The sequence below is a fragment of the Longicatena caecimuris genome (genome assembly GCF_018406465.1).
Classification (GTDB): Bacteria; Bacillota_I; Bacilli_A; order Erysipelotrichales; family Erysipelotrichaceae; genus Longicatena; species Longicatena caecimuris.
In genome coordinates, this window is sequence record NZ_AP024510.1 from 1 (window position 1) to 22,553 (window position 22,553).

Annotated in this window: 20 protein-coding genes, 1 other RNA gene and 1 other annotated feature; of the genes, 18 read left to right on the forward strand and 3 right to left on the reverse strand. The window is 33.8% G+C overall.

All coding sequences use genetic code 11. The annotated features are described in order from the left end of the window. From dnaA to KJS44_RS00025, 5 genes are all read left to right on the forward strand, one after another. A complete protein-coding gene (gene dnaA / locus KJS44_RS00005) occupies positions 1-1,356 on the forward strand; it encodes a chromosomal replication initiator protein DnaA (protein WP_008690241.1) in 1,356 nt (451 codons plus the stop codon). Positions 1,357-1,505: 149 nt separating this feature from the next. Next, a complete protein-coding gene (dnaN, locus tag KJS44_RS00010) occupies positions 1,506-2,624 on the forward strand; it encodes a DNA polymerase III subunit beta (protein WP_008690240.1) in 1,119 nt (372 codons plus the stop codon). A gap of 68 nt (positions 2,625-2,692) precedes the next feature. After that, positions 2,693-2,920 (forward strand): helix-turn-helix domain-containing protein, encoded by a 228-nt coding sequence (locus tag KJS44_RS00015; protein ID WP_008690239.1) that lies wholly within the window; start codon positions 2,693-2,695, stop codon positions 2,918-2,920. Beyond that, entirely contained in the window at positions 2,889-3,914 is a 1,026-nt protein-coding gene (locus KJS44_RS00020) for a tetratricopeptide repeat protein (RefSeq protein ID WP_008690238.1), read from the forward strand. The genes KJS44_RS00015 and KJS44_RS00020 overlap by 32 nt, the downstream gene beginning before the upstream one ends. 72 nt (positions 3,915-3,986) lie before the next feature. Beyond that, a complete protein-coding gene (locus KJS44_RS00025) occupies positions 3,987-5,684 on the forward strand; it encodes an ATP-binding cassette domain-containing protein (RefSeq protein ID WP_008690237.1) in 1,698 nt (565 codons plus the stop codon). Positions 5,685-5,734: 50 nt separating this feature from the next. Here the strand turns inward: KJS44_RS00025 and KJS44_RS00030 are convergent, their stop codons facing one another. After that, positions 5,735-5,992, reverse strand: a complete 258-nt coding sequence (locus KJS44_RS00030) for a zinc ribbon domain-containing protein (RefSeq protein WP_117547800.1) — start codon at positions 5,990-5,992, stop codon at positions 5,735-5,737. Positions 5,993-6,207: 215 nt separating this feature from the next. On the opposite strand from KJS44_RS00030, the gene yaaA reads away from it, so the two are divergent. The 11 genes from yaaA to KJS44_RS00085 all read left to right on the forward strand — a co-directional run bounded on the left by yaaA (position 6,208) and on the right by KJS44_RS00085 (position 18,669). Beyond that, entirely contained in the window at positions 6,208-6,411 is a 204-nt protein-coding gene (yaaA, locus tag KJS44_RS00035) for a S4 domain-containing protein YaaA (RefSeq protein ID WP_008690234.1), read from the forward strand. Beyond that, positions 6,408-7,508: a DNA replication/repair protein RecF gene (gene recF, locus KJS44_RS00040; protein ID WP_008690232.1), complete on the forward strand. Its 1,101-nt coding sequence runs from the start codon at positions 6,408-6,410 to the stop codon at positions 7,506-7,508. The genes yaaA and recF overlap by 4 nt, the downstream gene beginning before the upstream one ends. A 10-nt stretch (positions 7,509-7,518) precedes the next feature. Beyond that, positions 7,519-9,465: a DNA topoisomerase (ATP-hydrolyzing) subunit B gene (gene gyrB / locus KJS44_RS00045; RefSeq protein ID WP_008690230.1), complete on the forward strand. Its 1,947-nt coding sequence runs from the start codon at positions 7,519-7,521 to the stop codon at positions 9,463-9,465. Positions 9,466-9,483: 18 nt separating this feature from the next. Beyond that, positions 9,484-12,018, forward strand: coding sequence for a DNA gyrase subunit A (gene gyrA, locus KJS44_RS00050; RefSeq protein ID WP_008690229.1), 2,535 nt, complete (start codon positions 9,484-9,486; stop codon positions 12,016-12,018). 10 nt (positions 12,019-12,028) lie between these two features. After that, positions 12,029-12,239: a binding site (T-box leader), on the forward strand. Positions 12,240-12,278: 39 nt separating this feature from the next. Continuing rightward, complete coding sequence (gene serS / locus KJS44_RS00055; RefSeq protein ID WP_008690228.1) at positions 12,279-13,565, forward strand: serine--tRNA ligase; 1,287 nt, start codon at positions 12,279-12,281, stop codon at positions 13,563-13,565. A 700-nt stretch (positions 13,566-14,265) separates the two neighbouring features. After that, positions 14,266-14,361: signal recognition particle sRNA small type (ffs, locus tag KJS44_RS00060), an RNA gene on the forward strand. 20 nt (positions 14,362-14,381) lie between these two features. Beyond that, positions 14,382-14,855: a tRNA adenosine(34) deaminase TadA gene (gene tadA / locus KJS44_RS00065; protein ID WP_017144729.1), complete on the forward strand. Its 474-nt coding sequence runs from the start codon at positions 14,382-14,384 to the stop codon at positions 14,853-14,855. Between the two features lie 77 nt (positions 14,856-14,932). Further along, entirely contained in the window at positions 14,933-16,738 is a 1,806-nt protein-coding gene (gene dnaX / locus KJS44_RS00070; RefSeq protein WP_008690226.1) for a DNA polymerase III subunit gamma/tau, read from the forward strand. Between the two features lie 5 nt (positions 16,739-16,743). Beyond that, positions 16,744-17,052 (forward strand): YbaB/EbfC family nucleoid-associated protein, encoded by a 309-nt coding sequence (locus tag KJS44_RS00075; RefSeq protein ID WP_008690225.1) that lies wholly within the window; start codon positions 16,744-16,746, stop codon positions 17,050-17,052. Continuing rightward, positions 17,052-17,642, forward strand: coding sequence for a recombination mediator RecR (recR, locus tag KJS44_RS00080; protein ID WP_008690224.1), 591 nt, complete (start codon positions 17,052-17,054; stop codon positions 17,640-17,642). The genes KJS44_RS00075 and recR overlap by 1 nt, the downstream gene beginning before the upstream one ends. Positions 17,643-17,727: 85 nt before the next feature. Continuing rightward, positions 17,728-18,669, forward strand: a complete 942-nt coding sequence (locus KJS44_RS00085; protein WP_008690223.1) for a hypothetical protein — start codon at positions 17,728-17,730, stop codon at positions 18,667-18,669. 201 nt (positions 18,670-18,870) lie between these two features. On the opposite strand, the gene KJS44_RS00090 is transcribed toward KJS44_RS00085, so the two are convergent. Beyond that, complete coding sequence (locus KJS44_RS00090; protein ID WP_008690222.1) at positions 18,871-19,416, reverse strand: CYTH domain-containing protein; 546 nt, start codon at positions 19,414-19,416, stop codon at positions 18,871-18,873. A 58-nt stretch (positions 19,417-19,474) separates the two neighbouring features. On the opposite strand from KJS44_RS00090, the gene KJS44_RS00095 reads away from it, so the two are divergent. Next, complete coding sequence (locus KJS44_RS00095) at positions 19,475-20,248, forward strand: NAD kinase (RefSeq protein ID WP_008690220.1); 774 nt, start codon at positions 19,475-19,477, stop codon at positions 20,246-20,248. Between the two features lie 50 nt (positions 20,249-20,298). Next, positions 20,299-21,195, forward strand: coding sequence for a YwqG family protein (locus KJS44_RS00100; RefSeq protein WP_008690217.1), 897 nt, complete (start codon positions 20,299-20,301; stop codon positions 21,193-21,195). Between the two features lie 64 nt (positions 21,196-21,259). On the opposite strand, the gene KJS44_RS00105 is transcribed toward KJS44_RS00100, so the two are convergent. After that, the gene (locus KJS44_RS00105) at positions 21,260-22,468 is read right to left on the reverse strand and encodes an FtsW/RodA/SpoVE family cell cycle protein (protein WP_008690215.1); all 1,209 of its coding nucleotides are present in this window, start codon (positions 22,466-22,468) and stop codon (positions 21,260-21,262) included. Between the last annotated feature and the right edge of the window lie 85 nt (positions 22,469-22,553).

The following is a 22,553-nucleotide window of genomic DNA, read 5'->3' on the forward strand; positions in this document are numbered from 1 at the left end:
ATGTCAAAGTTTGCTAGTATACAGCTGGATCAGATCTGGCAAAAAACATTGACCCTCATAAATGAAAATGCGCATTTTGATGATGCTGTTTTTAATGCATGGTTTAAAGAGGATTCATCGTTATATGATATAGATGGTGAATTGGCAACCATCATTGTTCCATTTAAAATTAATAAACAAATAATGATGGAATCCATTGATCTGATTCAGGAAAAATTATCTCAGGTTTTGGATCAGCCAGTATCCTGTCAAATATTATTAAGAAATGAAGTCGATTTGTTACAACCATCCTCAGCGGTGAGAAGAAGAAATGAAATCATGTTTGAGGATAAAATAAAAAAAGAATATACCTTTGACAGCTTTGTTGTCGGCAAGAATAACCGTGAAGCCTATGCGGCTGCCATGTCCGCCTGTCATTATCCCGGTAAGTTTAATAACCCATTATTTATCTTTGGTAACTCGGGATTAGGAAAAACCCATTTATTACATGCCATCGGTAATTTTGTAAAAGAAAATAAACCTGATGAAAAAGTTCTTTACATATATAGTGAAGATTTTGTCACTTTACTGATTGAATCTATGAAAAATAAAACAGTAGAAGAGGTCAAAGAAATGATTTGTTCTGTTGATTATCTGCTAATTGATGATATTCAACGATTGAAACAAAGTACTTCACAAGAAATCTTCTTTAACCTTTACAATAAATTGGTTAGTGATAATAAACAAATTGTTATTACCAGTGATATTCATCCTACTGAATTAAAAGGTATCGAAAATCGTCTGATTTCACGCTTTTCCAGCGGTCTTTCTGTTTCCGTAGGTTCTCCGGAATTCGAAACAGCCAAAGCTATCTTGCAAAAAAAGATGGAAGGACGAAAAGAAGAAATCATGATTGAAGATGAAGTTCTTGATTATTTAGCAACACGGTTTTCCAGTGATGTAAGAAAACTTGAAGGATCTTTAAATGAACTTTTCTTTAAAGCAATATTATATAATCCGGAAAAAATTGATTTAGCATTTACGCAGGAAATATTTAAAGAAAATCCCGTCATTGCAGTGGATGATGAATTAACACCTAAGAAAATAAAAAAAGCGGTTTGTGAATATTATGGATTAACAAGAACGCAGATAGAATCCAAATCAAGAACCAAAAATATCGCCAATGCCAGACATATAGCCGTATATCTATGTCGTAAACATTTAGAAATGCCATTTGTGAAAATAGGCTTTGAATTTGGTAACCGCGATCATTCTACAATAATGGCTAGTTATGAAAAAATGGTAAAATTGTTAAAGGAAAAAGAAACCTTTCAGCAGGCATTATTACAGATTGAAAACAAGCTGGGGATAAAATAAAAAAGTTATCAACATCTTTCAACGTTTCATCCACAGCAAAAATATGTTAAAATAAACGTATGTTATGGGATATACTGAAGTTTTCCACAGTTTCCACATACTTATTATTATTTCATTATAAATAAAAGATAAAGAAGGGAGCTCCACTCATGTACTTCAAAGTAAGCAAAAAAGAATTTTATAACGCATTATCCGTAGCTGCCAGAGCTATCTCAACCTTTTCACCTTTACCAGCTTTCTCTGGTGTGAAAATTGAAGCTACCATGGATTGCTTAATTTTAACAGGTAGCGATTCTGACATTTCCATTCAAACAAAATTAAAAAAGAGTGAACATTGTGTCTTAGAAATTCACGATATGGGATCTATTGTCATTGAAGCAAAATATATTTTAGAGATTGTACGTAAGATAGATGCTGATGAAATTGAATTTGAAATGTTAGATGGATCATTAACAAAGATTTCCGGCAATACCGCAGAATTCAGAATCAATGGTATGAGAGCTTCTGAATATCCTGCGATTGATTTTTCTAAACCAAACGAATGTTTTAATGTAAGTGAAGATATTTTAAAGAAAATTATATTACAAACTAGTTTTGCGACCAGTGATAAAGAAACACGTCCAGTATTAACAGGTGTTAACTTCCAATGTAAAGAACATCAATTACATTGTGTTGCTACCGATTCTTATCGTTTAGCTAAAAAGACAGTAGAAATAGAAGAATCTTTAAACTTTAATATAACGATTCCGGCAAAATCTCTTCAAGAAGTTGTAAAAACTTTAGAAGGGGAAGGCGATGTTGAAATTGCTGTCAATGATAAGAAAGCACAATTTATCATTCATGATACCATTGTACAGACTCGTCTGATTGATGGTGTTTATCCGGAAACAAGCCGTTTGATACCTTTACAGTTTGATTATGAATTAACAATTGACGCTCATGATTTATTAAATGCCATTGACCGTGCAAGCTTTATTAAAAATGATGGTGTATCCGTTATTAAATTTAATTTAAGTGAGCAGGAATGTGTATTATCCAGTAAATCTGTTGAAGTAGGTTCCTCTACAGAAGTCTTAAGCAGTGCAAGTTTTAGTGGAAACGCTCTTGAAATCAGCTGCAACGGACGTTACGTATTTGATGCAATCAAAGCATTAAGCGGCTCTTTGGTAAAATTCAGTCTGTGTGGAGAAATGAAGCCTTTTATCATCCAATCCGTTGATGATGATTCTGTCTTACAGTTAGTATTACCGGTAAGAACTTACGCATAAATAACAATTTAGATAGAAGTGGTTGTACATTTGATCACTTCTTTCTTTTTATAGAAGGAGGTAATCGCATGAGTTTTCTTGAAACAGAATATACATCCCATCATGATAGTAAATGCTTTGGTTTCTTTCTTCGTTATCATCGTAAGAAACAAAACCTGTCTTTGAACTATTTTGCGGATATGATTGGAATTACCCCATCTTTTCTAAGTGATATTGAACATGGTAAAAAGGATGTTGCGGAATATACAAAAAAGAAAATATTTCATGAACTCTTTATTGATCAGGAAAACTTATGAAAATCATGTGTGCAAGTTTGATATTGTTACTATACTACAAGCCATTTTAGAATTTGATATGTCGTTTCTTCATGAAGTATATACTGATATTGAAGATAACATGGATATTTATATGGAAACTTCGGTATTTCATCAGTACATTTTGGCATATACATTAACCTATCTTTTTGAAGATCATAAGACGTTTTTCTTTGATGAAGTATTTATGAAAAATTTTATCTGTATTTTAGATATAGAAGAACAGCATCTTTTATCCGTATGTTATGCCTATAACTTAGAGAAAAATAAATCATGGAAAGAAGCGCAAAAAGAATATAATAAAATAATTCAAAACTATAAATTTACGAAATATCAGGCAATCGATGCATGGCTGTATTTTCGTTTAGCAGAACTTAATCTACGTTTGGGTGATATCTATCATAGCCTTGTATATTGTGAAAAAGCGGATGAATATCTAAAAAAAGGCTTATATTTAAAACGTATGTATTATAATTTAGTGACAAAAGCCAATATAGTATCCCTATTACATCAGTATGATGATGCTATTTCACTATTAGATACAATTTTAAAAAAATGTGAACAGGATGATAAACTATGTTTGCATATATTAAATAATAAATGTGCTATCGCCTTGGAACAGCAAGATTATCCCTCACTTTTACTGTACGCAAAACAAGCCAAAACGGCAGGTTATCATTCTGCCTACCTTAGTTTTTACCAGGCATTTGCTTATCTTTGTCTTCATGATATAGAAAAAAGTAAAGAATCTTTTATTAATATGAAGACAATCACAGATCCAATCTTACAGCTCATGTTTTCTTATTGTGCACATCAAATAAAAGGTGAGGATGTAAGTAAAGACATGAAACAGATGATGGATTGGATACAGAATGAATATGATTTTCAGACAAAAAAGTTTTTAAAAACGATCGTCATGCAATATCATGAACAGCATTCTGATTATGAACAGGCGTATTTCATATCGAAGCTATGATTCTCTATTAGCTAACAGCGACTTATTTACATACTAGTATCTCTATCGTATCTTAAAAACGGCGGTGATACTATGAAAAAAGAAAAGCAATTTTATCGAAATATACTTCTAACGATTTTATTGCATAAAAAATTATATGTAGGTTTATGGATATTTTTTTGTTTGTTACTTGTTTTTTTACAAATATTATTTGCCTTAGTTTTTCAAAATTTAATAGATGCTATTACAGCAATGAAGCTTGATGATTTACAAATACAAATTATCTATACATGCATGGTAATTAGCGGTATGTGTGTTTGTAAATATCTACGTCAGATACTTTATGCCAAATATCAAAAAGAAACCTTTCAATATATGAAAGCTATCTTGATGAAAGCTATTTTCAATAAACAAATTGCCATATTCCATGAAGTTCCTGACAGTACGTATTTAACATATTTATCTTCATGTATGACGGAAATACAAACAAAGTTTTTTGATTCTCTACAGGCTATGTTATATGATATTCTGTTATTTTTAGGAGCTGTTTTTGGTATTTTTTATCTGAATATGATGATGGGATGCGTCATTCTACTTATGACTCTGATGAACATCTGTGTTCCTTTCTTAACGCGCAAGAAAATCATGACAAGAACCGAAAAATCACTTCATATGAATACCATTTTCCTAAGCTACATGAAAAACATCATCAAAGGTGCAGATACGGTGAAGTTCTATGGAATGGAAGAAGCCATTCATACACAATTTTCTGATATGAATAAAAAACAGGAAACTTGTAAATATCAGCTACAGACAGTCCTTTGTTTATCTGATACGATCATTTTTTTATTAAACTATGTTACTGTATGTGTACCTTGGTTTATTGGTGCTTATTTAGTGCTTCATGGTGCGTTTCATTTAGGTACCTTAATGGGAATCAGTCAGCTTAATAATAATGTAGCCTCACCTTTACAAGACTTTTTCACTAGATCATCCTTATGGCAATCTGGTCTAAAAGTAATGAAGGAAGTATTGCATACGATTGATTTACCGATGATTGATCATACGAATAAAATTGATGATGTAAGATCAATTACATTACAATCAGTTTTTTATAGCAGTCGGCATCATAAAATCTTACAAGACATCAATTTAACATTTAAAACAGGTAAAAAATATTTATTGATTGGGGAGAGCGGAAGTGGGAAAAGCAGTATTTTAAAAATGCTGTTGCGCTATGATGCACCTGATAAAGGTAGTATAAAAATAAATGGAGAATATGAGGTATCACAAATAGCAAATGTATATGAAAATATGCATATTATTACGCAAGATCATTTTCTTTTTGAAGCCACGCTTTTACAAAATTTGACGCTTTATCAAACCGATATTCGTGAAGATGAAGTAATTACAATAATGAAAAAAGTAGGCTTATCACATCTCATCAAACGGCTTCATGATCAAATAATCGAAGATAAAGTTCATTTCAGAGGCGGGGAAAAACAAAGAATTGCGATTGCCAGAGCTTTGTTACATCCATCCAAGGTATTACTTGTAGATGAGGCTTGTTCCTCATTGGATGGCATCATGGGACACCAAATAGAAAGCTTATTGCTTACACTTGATGTTGCTATCTTGATTGAAGTGGCTCATCATGTGTATCCTGATTTATTACCTTGTTATGATGAAATAATTTGGATGAAAAAAGGACAAATTTATAAGTTAGGCTCTTATGAATCTTTGTATAAAGATAAAGAATTTTGTCACTTTCTGAATTTAACAGAAGTATGAAAAAAAGCTGATCATCAGCTTTTTTAGGTTATAAGCAAACAGCAATGCTTTTACTTTTTCCAACGTTTTAAAAGAGGCATATAGGAAGCAATCATATTTCTTATTTCAGTTTCACTTTTTTCAGGCATCTCTTCCATCATTGGTTTTACACAGAAATCAATCATTTCTTCCATCGTACAATCGGCTGTAAAGTTTCCTTCTTTCATACAATACATGCAGTATTCCTCGTTCTTTGAACCATCGGCATTACTTCCTAAAACATCTTCAGATAACGGCATGCCACAGCTCTGACAAATGGCTTGTTCCATCTTCATCATCCTTTCTTTGTACCCTCATTATAAACAAGGTATCTTGACATCATCCTGTCATATTTAAAATGTATTTTCGCTATTATTTTTACTAAAATTGCATATATAAAAATACTTATGGTACTTTCTGAAAAAAGATAGCAAACCTTATAAAAAACCAACAAAAAAGCCTTAAAATATGATATAATATATAAGAATGTGAGAGTGGTTTTAGAATGAATATCAAGTTAAGCAGCGAGTATGTTACTCTGGGCCAGTTGTTAAAGATGGCAGACTTTATTCAAAGCGGCGGAGAAGCTAAATTTGCCGTAAAAGAGCTTTCAATTTATGTAAATAAAGAGAAAGAAAATCGCCGTGGCAGAAAGCTTTATCCCGGTGATGTCATCAACATTGAAGGAACAATCATAACATTGTCATGAGAGTTTCTGAAATCAGACTGCATGATTTTCGCAATTATGAGGATTTACAAGCTGTTTTTTCTGATGGCATTCATGTGCTGGCAGGAAAGAATGCACAAGGCAAAACAAATTTGTTGGAAGCATTATTGTATCTTTCTACGACCAGATCACATCGGACAAATACAGATAAAGATTTGATCAGAGAAAAAAGCGAGGCTTTTTTTATTCGGGCTAAAATTGAAAAAGAGCATAAAAAAGAAGATATTCAAATTACGGTGAATGAAAAAGGTAAAAATCTCTTTATTTATCAAAATCCGGTAAATCGTGTAAGTGATTTTATCGGTGAATTTAATGCCGTAATGTTTTGTCCGGATGACATGTCATTATTTAATGCCTCTCCTCGCGTCAGAAGACGCTTTGTGGACATGGAATTAAGTAAGATAAGTAAAAAGTATGTGAGTACGCTTTATGTGGCTTTAAAGCTCTTAAAAGAGCGTAATGCATATTTGAAACAAGAACATGTAGATAAGGCTTATTTAGAAGTCTTGACCTCACAGTTGATTGAAGAAGAAGTTGTGATCATACAACAGCGACATTATTTTTTAAAGGAACTATTAGAAAAATGTCAAAAGTTTTATAAAGAACTCTCACAGGATGATACGCTACTTAATATTTCCTATGACAGCTGTATTCCTTTTGATGAAGATAAAAATGTCATGAAAGAAGCTCTGCAAAAAAAATATGCAAAACATCTTGCTCGTGATATCTATCTAAAACAAACAATCATTGGTATTCATAAAGAAGATTTTACTTTTATGATCAATGACAAGGATTTAGCAACCTATGCATCACAAGGTCAAAAAAGAAGTGTCTTATTGGCTTTGAAAATAGGTATGGTTTATATGATACGTGATATCATACAAGAATTTCCGGTATTATTGCTGGATGATGTATTCAGCGAACTGGATGTGTATCGAAGAGAAAAACTGTTAACGTCGTTACCTGCCGAAGTGCAAATCTTCATTTCTACCACAGATACGACGGAAGCAGAAAAAATACGAAAACTGCGTAAGGTTACCTTATGGAAAGTAGCCAATGGAACATTACAGAGATGTTAGGAGGATGTCTATGGATGAAAATCAGATGAAAGAAATCGAAGAAATGGAAAACATCAAGGTTGATCATTCCTATACTGCGGATGATATACAGGTGTTAGAAGGTCTTGAGGCAGTACGGAAAAGACCTGGTATGTATATTGGTTCCACCAGTGAAAAAGGTCTTCACCATCTTGTATGGGAAATTGTGGATAACTCCATTGATGAGGCCTTAGCAGGCTTTGCGACAGATATTGATATTGCGATTGAAAAAGATAATATCATTCGTGTCGAAGATAATGGTCGAGGTATGCCTACAGGCATCGTTGAAAAATCAGGAATTTCCGGTGTGGAAACGATATTTACCATTTTACATGCCGGCGGTAAATTTGGCGGTGGTGCGTATAAGGTATCCGGTGGTTTGCATGGTGTTGGTGCCAGCGTTGTTAATGCTTTGAGTGAATGGCTAGAAGTTACGGTATATCAAAATGGCAATATTTACTTCATGCGTTTTGAAAATGGCGGTAAAGCAGTTGAATCATTAAAGATTATCGGTAAGACAGATAAGCATGGTTCTATGGTACGCTTTAAAGCAGATCCAACGATTTTTACCGAAACGCAGGTTTATGATTTTGAAACATTGAATACCAGAATCCGTCAATTGGCCTTCTTAAATAAAAGTATTAAGTTGATCTTAACGGATGAACGTGAAGAAGAAAGAAAAGAAATCGTTTATAAATATGATGGCGGTATTCGTCAGTATGTAGAATATCTGAATCAGAATAAGAGTCCACTGCATGAAGAAGTTGTTTATGTAGAAGGTATTGAAGATGGTATCTTAGCAGAAATCGCTTTACAGTATAACGATGGATATGTACCAAATATTTATTCTTTCTGTAACAACATTAATACAGCAGAAGGTGGAACACATGAGGATGGTTTCCGCTTAGCTTTAACCAGAATCGTCAATGCTTATGCCAGAGAAAATGGGATGATCAAAAAGGATGAAACCTTAGCCGGCGATGATGTGCGTGAAGGTTTAACGGCTATTATTTCCGTTAAACATCCAGATCCACAATATGAAGGACAGACGAAGACAAAGCTAGGTAATTCAGAAGTTCGTAAAATTGTTTCCAGTATTCTTGGTGAACAGCTGGAAAAATTCTTCTTAGAAAATCCGGATACAGCAAAAATCATCATTGATAAATGTATCCTAGCTAGCAAAGCACGTATGGCTGCGAAAAAAGCCAGAGAGCTGACAAGACGTAAGAGTGCGTTGGAAATATCTTCACTTCCTGGTAAATTGGCGGATTGTTCCAGCCGTGATGCATCGGAATGTGAAATTTATATTGTCGAGGGTGATTCTGCCGGCGGTAGTGCAAAACAAGGACGAAATTCTAAATTTCAGGCCATCTTGCCACTGCGTGGTAAAATCTTAAACGTTGAAAAAGCGCGTTTACATAGAATCTTTGAAAATAATGAAATTCGCTCTATGATTACTGCCTTTGGCTGCGGTATCGGAGAAGAGATGGATATATCGAAATTGCGTTATCATAAGATTATTATCATGACCGATGCCGATGTCGATGGTGCACATATTTGTACACTGATGCTAACCTTCTTCTATCGTTTCTTACGTCCTATTATTGAAGGTGGATATGTATATATCGCCATGCCTCCATTATTTAAGATTCAAAAAGGACAGCGTATTGAATACGTATATGATGAATCCAGCCGTGATCGTGTCATTGCGGAAATGGGTGAAAATGTAAGTATTCAGCGATATAAAGGTTTAGGAGAAATGAATCCGGAACAGTTGTGGGAAACAACGATGGATCCAGCCTTCCGTACATTGAAGAAAGTCAATATCAATGATGCGATGGAAGCAGATAAAGTCTTTGAAATGCTGATGGGTGAAGAAGTTGGACCTAGACGTGAATTTATACAGGAAAATGCTGTATATGCAGAATTGGATGTTTAACAGGAGGTGTATTTTTGAATGGATTTGAATAAAGATAAACTAAAAGAAGTTGATATATCAAAAGAGATGCGAAAATCCTTCCTGGATTACTCCATGTCTGTTATTGTAGACCGAGCTTTACCAGATGTTCGCGATGGCTTAAAGCCGGTACATCGCCGTATTCTGCATGCGATGAATGAGTTGGGTATTGTTGCCAGCAAGCCTTTTAAGAAGTCTGCACGTATCGTAGGTGAAGTTATTGGTAAGTATCATCCACATGGAGATACTGCTGTTTATGATGCTATGGTACGTATGGCACAGGATTTCAGTTACCGTTATATGCTTGTACAAGGTCATGGTAACTTTGGTTCTATGGATGGTGATGGTGCTGCAGCTATGCGATATACCGAGGCGAGAATGAGCAAGATTGCCATGGAATTGCTGCGTGACATTAATAAAAATACTGTAGATTTTGGACCTAACTATGATGGTGAGGAAACAGAACCTAAAGTTATGCCGGCACGTTTTCCTAATTTGATCGTCAATGGTGCTGTTGGTATTGCGGTAGGTATGGCAACCAATATTCCTCCGCATAATCTTACGGAAACAATAGACGCAACCTTTGCGGTTATGGATGATCCGGATATTACAGTCATGGAATTAATGGATAATTATATCAAAGGTCCAGACTTTCCAACTGGCGGTATTATTTTAGGTAGAAGTGGTATTCGTCAGGCATATGAAACCGGACGAGGTTCCATTATCACAAGAAGTAAATATCATGTGGAAGAAATGGGCAATGGCAAGAATCGTATCGTTGTCACAGAAATTCCATATCAGGTAAATAAAGCAAATCTAATTAGTAAGATTGCTGATTTAGTTCGTGAAAAACAGGTGGATGGTATTACCTATCTGAATGATGAATCGAATCGTGACGGTATTCGTATTGTCATAGAATTAAGAAAAGATGTACAGGTAGAAGTAGTGATGAATCAATTGTTCCGTCTGACATCTTTACAGACATCCTTTGGTGTCAATATGCTGGCATTGGTCAATGGTGCTCCTAAACAAATGGGCATTAAAGAAATGCTGCAGCATTATGTAGATCATCAGATTGATGTTGTTGTCAGAAGAACACAGTTTGATTTAAAGAAAGCTGAAGATCGTGCGCATATCTTAGAGGGTCTGCGTATTGCATTGGATCATATTGATGAAATCATTCGTTTGATTCGCGAAAGTCAAAATGATGCAGAAGCAAGAAGCGGTTTGATGGAACGTTTTAAATTAACCGAAATTCAGGCAAATGCAATCTTAGAAATGCGTCTGCGTCGATTAACCGGTTTGGAACGTGATAAGATTGAAAATGAATATCAGGAATTGTTAAAGACAATTGCTGATTTAAAAGATATCTTAGCAAATCATTCCCGTGTTATTCAGATTATTAAAGATGAATTAACAGAAGTAAAAAATCGTTTTGGTGATCCACGACGTACAGAAATCAGTGAAGCAGATTATTCCATGGAAGATGAAGATTTAATTCCGGTGGAAGATGTTGTTATCACAATGACAACAAATGGTTATATTAAACGTATGCCAATTGATACCTATCGTACACAGAATCGTGGTGGCCGTGGTGTCAAGGGAATGTCTGTGAATGAGGATGATATCGTTGAATTATTAACAACCATGTCAACACATGATTATCTGATGTTGTTCACAAACCTTGGTAAGGTTTATCGTATGAAGGGATATAAAATACCTTCTGCAGGTAGAACGGCGAAGGGTCTTCCAGTCGTTAATCTATTGAATCTGGATAAAGAAGAAAAGGTACGTGCTTTAGTACCGGTAAATCCGGAAAGTGAATCAGAATATCTGTTGTTTGTGACACAGAATGGTCTTGTAAAACGTACACCAATGAGTGAATTTGATTCGATTCGTCAAAATGGTAAGATTGCGATTACTTTACGTGATGATGATGAATTGATGGGTGTGAAGGAAACAACAGGCGATGATGAAATTATTATTGCCGGTTCTAATGGAAAGGCAGTTCGTTTCCATGAAGATGGTATACGTGCTATGGGACGTACGGCAAGTGGTGTCAAAGGCTTTAATGTCGATGGTTCCGTTGTTGTAGGTGTTGCGACTTCTAGAGATGGTACGCATTTATTAGCCGTTAGTGAAAATGGCTATGGAAAACGTACAGCTATTGAAGAATATCGTTTAACAACTCGTGGGGCAAAAGGTGTTAAGACAATTAACATTACCCAGAAAACAGGTGATTTAGTATCTGTAAGAGCAGTGAATGGTGATGAAGATGTCATGATCATTACAAATACAGGTATCATAATCCGTATTGCTGTTGAAAATATTGGTATTTATAGCCGAAATACACAGGGTGTAAAATTAATCAATGTTGGAGAAGATGAATCTGTAGCGAAGATTGCTATCGTTGATAAAGAAGAGGAAGCGGAAGATACGGCTGAAGTTTCGACAGAAACAGTTGAAAAAGCAGTAGAAACTGAAGAATCTGCGAAAGATGCCGTGGAACCAATTGACAACGAGAATAAAGAATGATATAAAAAATAAGAAAACGTCGATAAGGATAAGTAATAGAGTCTTTGAGCAAAGAGAGATAACGGCTGGTGTGAGTTATTGTCAAAGCTTTATGAAATCAACCTTGGAGTGAAGTAGTGAATAAAGTAGTTACTTCCGGTAGTACCGTTATCACTTGAGAGGATTCATAGTGTGATGCTATGAATTAAAAAAGGGTGGCAACACGAGGTATCGTCCCTTTCGGACAATACCTCTTTTTTATTTGTAAGGAGGATATAGCGATGTTAGATATGAAATTTTTACGTGAAAACGTAGATTCTGTAAAAGAGAACATGAAAAAGAAGTTTCAGGAACATAAGCTTGAATTAGTTGATAAAGTTGTCGAAATGGATAAAGTGAATCGCCAGTTAAAACAGCGTGGTGATGATCTGCGCGCAAAGCGTAATGCCATGAGCAAGGAAATCGGTGGATTGATGGCAAAAGGCTTAAAAGATGAAGCAAATGCAGTAAAAGCAAAAGTGCAGGCCATGGCAGATGAAATGAAAGAAATTGAAGAAAAAGAAGCGAAGATGGCTGCAGAAATAAAGGAAATCATGATGAAGATTCCTAACATGATTGATCCTAGTGTTCCTATTGGAAAAGATGATTCAGAAAATGTGGAATTACAAAAATATGGGGAACCGATCGTACCGGCTTTTGAAATTCCTTATCATACGGAAATTATGGAACGTTTTAATGGAATTGATTTAGATAGTGCCAGAAAAGTTGCAGGTAATGGCTTCTATTATTTGATGGGAGATATTGCAAGATTACATTCTGCTGTTATTTCTTATGCAAGAGATTTTATGATTGAGCGTGGCTTTACCTATGTGGTTCCACCTTTTATGATTCGCAGCAATGTTGTAACTGGAGTTATGAGCTTTGCGGAGATGGAAGGTATGATGTATAAAATTGAAGGCGAAGATTTGTATCTGATTGGAACAAGTGAGCATTCTATGATTGGTAAGTTCATTGATACAATTTTAGATGAAAAGGATTTGCCTTATACGTATACAAGTTATTCTCCATGCTTTAGAAAAGAAAAGGGAGCACATGGTATTGAAGAACGTGGTGTTTATCGTATTCACCAATTTGAGAAACAAGAGATGATCGTTGTTTGTAAACCAGAGGAAAGTGCAGATTGGTTTGTGAAACTTTATACGAATACTGTTGATTTATTTAGAAGCTTAGATATTCCTGTTAGAACTTTGGAATGTTGTTCAGGTGACTTGGCGGATTTGAAATGCAAGTCTGTCGATGTTGAGGCTTGGAGTCCAAGACAGAAAAAATACTTTGAAGTTGGAAGTTGTTCTAATCTAACAGATGCACAAGCAAGAAGACTTGGAATTCGTGTAAAAGGCAAAGATGGAAAATATTTTGCTCATACGTTAAACAACACAGTTGTTGCTCCTCCTCGTATGTTGATTGCTTTCTTAGAAAACAATCTGAATGAGGATGGAAGCGTAAATATTCCTAAGGTGTTACAGCCTTATATGGGTGGTACAGAAAAGTTAGTACCGAAGAAATAAAAAATTGAGGAAATCACTTAATTTCCTCTTTTTTTGTATTTTCAAGGCATTATTTTCAAAAGCTTGAAAAAGTAAGAAAAAGCTTTATTTAAAGGATTATTTTGAATAAAATAGAATATTTTTACTGCTTGTGATTTGCATTGAAATACTAAGAGATTGGCAGTTGTATATCTCACTGCACATCATTTTCACATTTTAACCACTTTTTTTGTTTCACGTGAAACATTATTTGAAAATTGTTTTACATGAATTTAAATATTGTGGTAGTTTTTTGCTAATTTTTAAAAATGAGAAAAATGATTTTTAATATTAAATTTAAATATCTAAATACCAAAGAAAGGTGTTAATGTTTTTCTTGTGTTACAATCTTGGAAAGAGTATTACCAATAAATTAAGTGAAGTATAAAAAATTATTGATACATAGAAGCTATGTAGAAAAGAAGATAGATACGGTTCAGATAAAGAACGTTGCAGATGATTATATTAAATATGGTGTATTATTAAAAATCATATTTACTTTAAAAAGTATTTAAACTGAAAATTGAAACAACTTTTTTTTAAAAAGAAATCATGTTCTATGAATTGTTTTTTAGTATGAAAAGCTATCATATTGGTGTCCTCTATTTTATGTTTCCTTTTCATCTTTGTTACTACAATAAATTGAAAACAGATATTGCATTCAAATGAATATATGTTATAATATATAAGCTACTACAATGGTATCTACTGAATCAGGTCAGATTGGGAACAAAGCAGCCTTAAGGGAGCTCTATCATGTGTAGTAGCTTTTATTATACCGAAATGAAGGTGATAATCATGCATGAAAACTTTATGCTTGAAGCAATTAAAGAAGCTGAGAAAGCATTTGCTATCGATGAAGTGCCCATTGGCTGTGTTATTGTCTATCATAATAAAATAATAGTAAGAGCACATAATTTAAGAGAAAGTAAACAGTCAGCAATTGCACATGCTGAAATATTAGCAATTGAAAAAGCATGCAATATAATCGGAAGTTGGCGTTTGGAGGATTGTACTCTTTATGTTACTTTAGAGCCATGTCCTATGTGTAGTGGCGCAATTATCCAATCACGTATGAAAACTGTCGTGTTTGGTGCATATGATCCAAAAGGTGGATGCATAGAAAGCTGCATGAAAATGTATGAGACACCCGGTTTTAATCACTATCCCGAAACTATTGGCGGCATTTTGGAAGAAGAATGTGGAGCATTATTGAAACAATTCTTTAGGCAAAAAAGGAAACAAAAAAAAGCAAATACAAGCCCTAAATAGGTGAAAAGTATTTGCTTTTTTACTATATGAGAACATTGCTTTATGATATAATAAATAAGACAGAGAGCAGGTGAATTATGGCTTATAAGGCTTTATATCGTACCTATCGACCTAATAGTTTTGATGAAGTTTACGGTCAAAAACATATTGTCCAAACATTAAAACATGCTGTTGAACAAAATAAAATAGCACATGCTTATTTATTTTGTGGCCCACGTGGTACTGGTAAAACTTCTATTGCAAAAATATTTGCCAAGACAATAAACTGTACAGATGAACATACGAAGGCTTGTGGAAAGTGTGAAAATTGTATTGCTGTACAAGAAGGAAATCATCCAGATATTATTGAAATAGATGCTGCCAGTAATAATGGTGTTGAAGAAGTACGTACCTTAATTGAAAAAGTGAAATATGCACCTTTAAAAGGAAAATATAAAGTGTATATCATAGATGAGGTTCACATGATGTCCACTGGTGCTTTTAATGCACTGTTAAAAACGATTGAGGAGCCACCAGAACATGTTATTTTTATTCTGGCTACTACTGAGCCTCATAAAGTTTTACCTACAATTATCTCACGATGTCAACGTTTCGATTTTACTAAGATTCCAAGAAATGATATAGAAAATCGTTTACGAGATGTCTTACAGGGTGAACAATTAACATGTGAAGATGAAGTAATAAGAATTATTGCACAACTAGCAGATGGTGGTTTGCGTGATGCTTTATCAATTCTGGATCAATGTATTGCATATGCACAAAATGATATTAAGGTGCATCATATTAACGAAATATATGGAATTACCACAATAACAGAAAAACTTGAAATTATTGATGCCATCATCGATAAAGAAGCAGTGAATCTTTTAAATATTGTAGACACTTTGATTGAAAAAGGTATAGATATTAAACGATTGACAGTAGATCTGATTGAAATTCTAAAAGAATCAATTATTTTCGAATATACTAAAGATATAGGGTTATTACGTATATTAAACGGTGAAGAAGTCAATCATATGATTGAAAGATTGAGTCGCAAGAAACGTTTCGATATGATTCATCTCTTAATGGAAACATATGATAAATATCGCGGTGCAGCGAATGTAGGATCTTATTTCGAGGTTTGCTTATTGCAAATGTTGGATGATGATGTAATACAAAAAAATGAATCAGTACAGGTGTTGCCAGTAAAATCAGAAAGTAAACAAGCTATTATTAAACAAGATTTGAATAAGAATGTTTCACGTGAAACATTTGAACCTAAAAAGGAAAAGAAAATACTTGAAATACCTGAAGATGATGAACCATATGATTTGGATGTATCCATAACAGAAGACAACCAAGAACTTGAATTACATACTCAGGTGATTTCATCAGTAGATGTTCCTAATACATCTAAAACAATTAAACCTTTAGATGATGATTTTATTTTAGGACTATTGGCAGGGGCAAATAAACCAGAAAAGGCGCAAGACATAAAAGATTTCTATCGAATTGCTGAATATATGTTAGATTTAACATGGGCAAAGTCAGCAAATCTATTAAAAAATAGCATGATTGTCGGTAGTGGTAGTAACTACATCGTTATTAGTGTGGACAATCAGGCAGAAGCAAATGAAATCAATGAGGCAGATAGTAAAAATGAATTCAATGCATTTATACAAGAACTGCTGCATAAAAATAAAAAAATATTTGCTATTTCCAAAGAACATCAAACAAGAATTATTCGTGAATTTAAAGAACGAATGATAAACGGAACATTGCCTGAACCAATACAGATAGAAACTGTAAAGATAGAAAGAAAAGAGATTGTTGAGAAAACACAAGAAGAAACAATACTGGATTTATTCGGTGAAGAAAATATTATTATAACGGAGGAATAGATATTATGAATATGCAAAGCTTATTAAAACAGGCACAAAAGATGCAGAAAGAACTTGCAAAAGCAGAAGAACTTTTAAATGAACAGACATACGATTCTACCATGGGTGGTGGGGTTGTTAAAGTTACCGTAAAAGGAAGCATGGAAATTGAAACAATTTGTATTGATGAAGCATTATTAGAAAAAGATGGAAAAGAAGATTTAGAAGAAATGTTGAAATCAGCTATTAATGATGCATTAAGTAAAGCCGTAAAAGATAAAGAACAGAAAATGAATGCTTTAACAGGCGGAGTGAAAATGCCTGGAGGATTTTAATGTATCCAAAAAAGTTTGAGGCTCTTGTAGAAAGTTTTCGGAAACTTCCCGGTGTAGGAATGAAAACCGCAGAACGATATGCTTTTCAAACACTAGAGTGGGATGAAGAAACCTTAGATGGCTTTATACAAAGTTTAGCTGATATGAAAGACGGTCTGAAAAAATGTGAGGTATGCGGAAATCTGGCTGAAGGAGACTTGTGTGATATATGCAAGGATACAACAAGACAGCGTGATATTATCTGTGTTGTTCAAAGTCCTAAGGATGTAATTGCCATGGAAAAGACGAAAGAGTATGCAGGTGTTTATCATGTTTTAAATGGTGTAATATCCACAGCGAAAGGTATTTTACCTGAAGATATTAACATTGAAAGCCTATTGACACGTATTCAAGAAGATACAAAAGAAATTATTATCGCAACCAATCCGACGGTAGAAGGAGAAACGACTGCTTTATATCTCTCAAAGCTTTTAGAAAGCTATGATGTTACAGTCACACGTATTGCACATGGACTTCCTATGGGCGGTCATTTAGATTATGCAGATGAACTCACTTTAATCAAAGCAATTGAAGGTCGTAAAAAAATGTAAAAGAAATCGTGAGAAATCACGATTTTTCTATGTTTCAATTTCGATTACATGATAAAATAGATAAGAGAGAAAGAGGTGTTGTACGATGGCTTCCATTGCCTATATTACAGATAAAAAGATGATAGAATATCATAGACTGAATGGCAATCATTCCATCAATTTTTGGAAACCTAGCAATACCAAAAAAATCAGTGATTTTCATAATGGTGATTTATTATTTTTTCTGGCGAAGGGTACTGAAAAAGGAAAAAATAAAGAAAAAGGTCTAATCGGATATGGCAGACTACAAAAAAGCTATACACTGACATTTTCACAAATGTGGAATCGTTATGATACAAAAAACGGTTATCCAGATAAAGATTCATTAGAGGAAGCAATTCGTAAAGTAACAAAAAATCATAAACTTCCAGATTATTTAAATTGCCTTATATTAGAAAACTTAGTCTTTTTTCAAGCTCCCATTTATTTAAGTGAAATAGGCGTAGCTATTTCAAATAAAGTAGAGAGTTATATCTATCTTGATAAAGATGATATGTTTCTTACTTCAAAAATATTAAAATTAGCGAATGAAATAGGTTCAGATATGTGGTCATCCTTGTTTCACGAACAGACACATGATTTTATGATCGATGCACAAATAAATCTTGTGAATAATATACATGATAAAATTGCATGTGATATGTATAGTACGCATGATGTTCGTATGCTCTATAAATATGCAATTGCCATCATGAAGAATCATAACCAATATCAGTTTGTCAGCAATAGTAAAACAGAGTTTATAGAATATACGAAAGCGGGACTCATCTTGTATCTTCCTTGTATTGTGAATACTTTGGAATTTACGAAAAAGTTTCAATACATGTTAGGACACTATATGTTTTATTCTACATATATTGAGAAAAGTGAATTTAATGCAACAATACAATTATGTCTGTTATTTAATCAAAAACTAAGTGACGAATACAGAGAGATATTATGTCAGTTACATATAAATTACGAAGAAAGGCTAGTCGATGATGACTAGCCTTATGAAATGAATTTGAATGTACATAACATAAAAAGAAATGGTAAAGATGGATGCTAACGATTTTATAATATGCTCATTCCTATAAGCTAACTTAAAGGCACAAACAAGAATGGAGAAAACGTGGTTATTCTAAATGAATCTTTGTTTCTATTGCATTTCTCATAGCAACATAGTAGTTACATTTTGAACAATCAAAAATTATAAACTGTTGATTGCTCTTTGAATTTTTGAAATACAATTTTTCTCATATACGACATTTATTTGTTTCATGATGTCTTGGAATATGGAAAGACCATCATGTTCCTTTTTATATTCATATTCAATTTCATAATCTGTTTTTCCATGATAGGTGCTGATATCAAAACATAGCTCAGCAAACTCACTTTCATAAACCGCTCGCTGCGTATGAAGTTCGGCTATCTTAAAAAAAGGACCTTGTAATTGATAGCGATGTAATAGTTCCTGAATTTCTTCATCTTCTAAACTAGTAATAGCATTTTTCGGTACTGGCTTCTCAAATTCTAATAAACCTTCTTCACTTTGCATCTTCAATGTGAAAATATGCATACCATTGACATCACGAATACGCATTGCTCCTTTATGTTTACGAATCATTAAATCTTGAGTGTCATAATAAATATTTACTTGTTCATGAAATGGTGGTGTAGCAAAATTTTGATATAAATTATAAAATTGTTCCTTTGTGACGAGAACTTTATACTCTTTTTCAATATTGTTATTCATCTTATATCACCCAAATGTTATAATACAATAGTATGAATAAGAAAGGAAGTGATTTCTTATGAATTATGCAACTGTCGCAAAGAAAGATGAAAAATCATTTCAAACAGAACAATATTTGTGTAGTCAATTAAATAAACATGGATGGATATATGATAAAAAAAATCCTGAATTGGTAATTTGTATAGGTGGAGATGGCACTTTATTATATGGGGTGCATAAATATCTTCCCATTATTAATACAATAAAATTCCTCGGTATCCATACAGGTACATTGGGTTTCTTTACGGATTATACAGGAGAGGAAATTGATGAATGCATTCAGGATCTTTTACACAAAAAGCCATCCATCTTCACTTCCAATTTGTTAAAAATACAGATGGATAATGATCCTGTACCCCGCTATGCTTTAAATGAAATGCGTGTTGAAAATATCGTGAAATCACAAATTTTGGATATCTATATAGATGGAGAATTTTTTGAAACATGCCGTGGTTCAGGGATATGTTTAAGTACACAGGCAGGCTCTACTGCATATAATCGAAGCTTAAAAGGTGCTGTTATTGATAGTGGTATATCGTTAATGCAATTGACTGAAATTACACCAATTCAACATTCCAAACATCGTTCACTAGGGGTACCTTACATTATGATGGAAAATCGCATCATCACTATGCGTAGTGAGACATTTGATACTGCTGTATTATGTTATGATCATTTGAATTTATCATTAGCGGATACACACGAAATTATTTGCAGTATGTCAGATCTTAAAGTACAATTTGTTCGTTATCGTGCATACAGTTATTTAAAACGATTAAAAAACTTATATTAATTCGCAAGCAGTAGGAAGCATCGGAATGAAAGTAACTGGAGGAAAAGACTATGGGTTTTCTTAAAAAAATATTTGCCAAACAAGAGGTAAAGACACAAAATGAAACAAAACCAAAAAATGAAGAAAGAGTAGAAAACCAAGAGAAAATACAAGCAACCGTTGAAATGTTTTATGAACGTTTAAAAAACACATCACAAAAACCGATTACTTACTTTACTCTTGAAAAAGATAAACCAGCTTTATTTGATTGTAAAATCGGAGGTGCATATTATATTCCTGAACATGAGACACTTCCAATTGATCAAATAGAAAAGAGTCCATTGTATTTGTTGGCGCAGATTAATTTTTCGCAGTTTAAAGCACCGGAAGGATTTCCAACATCAGGGCTTTTACAGATTTTTATAAGTGGTGATGATGATCTTTATGGCTGTGATTTTGATGATCCAAGATCTCAAAAGAGATGGGCAATTCGCTATTATGAATCCATACCAAACCAGCCTGTAAGCAATCGTATCTTTCAACCGAAAGCACATAAAGAAACAATGTTACCCTTTCCATTGGATTGTGAATACCGTCTGCAACCGCATGAACATTTTCAGACAATTACCATAAATGATTATCGCTTTAAAGATTATTTTACTCAGTCATGTCAAGATTTATTAAAAGAGGATCAACACACTATTTTCGATTTAGATGATGTCATATATGATAACTTATGTGATAGATTAGAAACATTTGCTTCACAAATAGGCGGATATCCTTGTTTTACACAATATGATCCCAGAGAGTATATGAAAGACAATCCTTGCGATATCCTATTATTTCAATTAGATACAGTAGAAGATATTATGTGGGGAGATTCTGGTGTCGCAAATTTCTTTATTTCTGAACAAGATCTTAAAAATAAAGATTTTACAAACGTTGTTTATAATTGGGACTGTATGTAAGAAAAGAGGTTGTAGTGTATAGAAGATTTCATTTCGTAAATCTATCTAATATCATTACAACCTCTTATTCATATACATAGTCTGATAATTTTTTAGCTTTCGCACTGGCATTCATAATGATTCCAAAGGCTACCAAATAAGATAGCATGCTAGATCCGCCATACGATATCAAAGGAAGGGTAATACCGGTAATTGGTAATAATCCAATGATCATTCCGATATTTTGCACTTGCTGATATAGCAACATTCCTAAAACACCTAAAATCAGATATTTTTCAAACATATTCTTCGATATGCTGGCAATCTTACATAAATGAAGATCAAGTCCTAAACATAGTATTAAGATGAATACTGCACCAATCAATCCCCAGCTTTGACCAATAACAGCAAAGATGAAATCCGTCTGTGCTTCGGGTATCGGTACTAGAAACTGTTGCATACCATGTCCGCTTACACCGGCACTGCCTAACGCTAACAAGGCCATATATTGTTGATAACTATCCGTATTGATGCTAGATTCAGGATCAAGCCAAGAAGTGATCCTTCGCATTTTATAGCTTCCTCCCATCATACTAGTTAGTAAATCAAATTGAAATATGTAGAGATAAGCAAAGACGGCAATAAAGATGATGATAAGTCCGGCTAATAGCCATATCCATTCTTTGCGTATTCCCGAACATAATAGCATAGCCAATAGACTGATACCAATAATCAAAACAACTCCGGTATCCGGCTGTAATAGAATTAGTACCATAGGTGGCAGAGCCCATTTTGCAACTTCTATAAATAGTTTAACATCCATCTCAAAGGAATCAATTACTTTTTCTTTGTTATGTTCATCAATAATACCTGCGGTAATGATGATCAATACAATTTTCATAAACTCACTGGGCTGAAAGGAAGTTCCAGGAAGGAAAAACCATGAAATAGCACCATTGGTTGGCTGCATGATAGAAATCACTCTGCCGGTCAGTGAGTATAATATCCTGGCAAAAAATAAGATGATCAAACAGACCATTAATATCCAATAGGCAATCTTAGCGAATTGAAACATACTGTCATTGCCTAAATACATGATTACACCTAAGGCGATAAAACCTGCCATAAACCACATGATCTGTTTTGTAAGATACCCCATTCCAGCTTGGGCTCCAACAATTCCGAAAGAAGAATAGATAGAAACGAAGCTGGTGATTGCCATGACAATTAAATAAGCCATTAAAACAAAATCAAACTTATCCGGACTCTTCGCCCTGGATAATCCTACTTTCATTGGCATCACTCCATTATTACTATGCCTAATTAAAGGCTTGTATCTATTATAGCACGGTTTTTCTTCCTTATGTTGCGCACGGCAT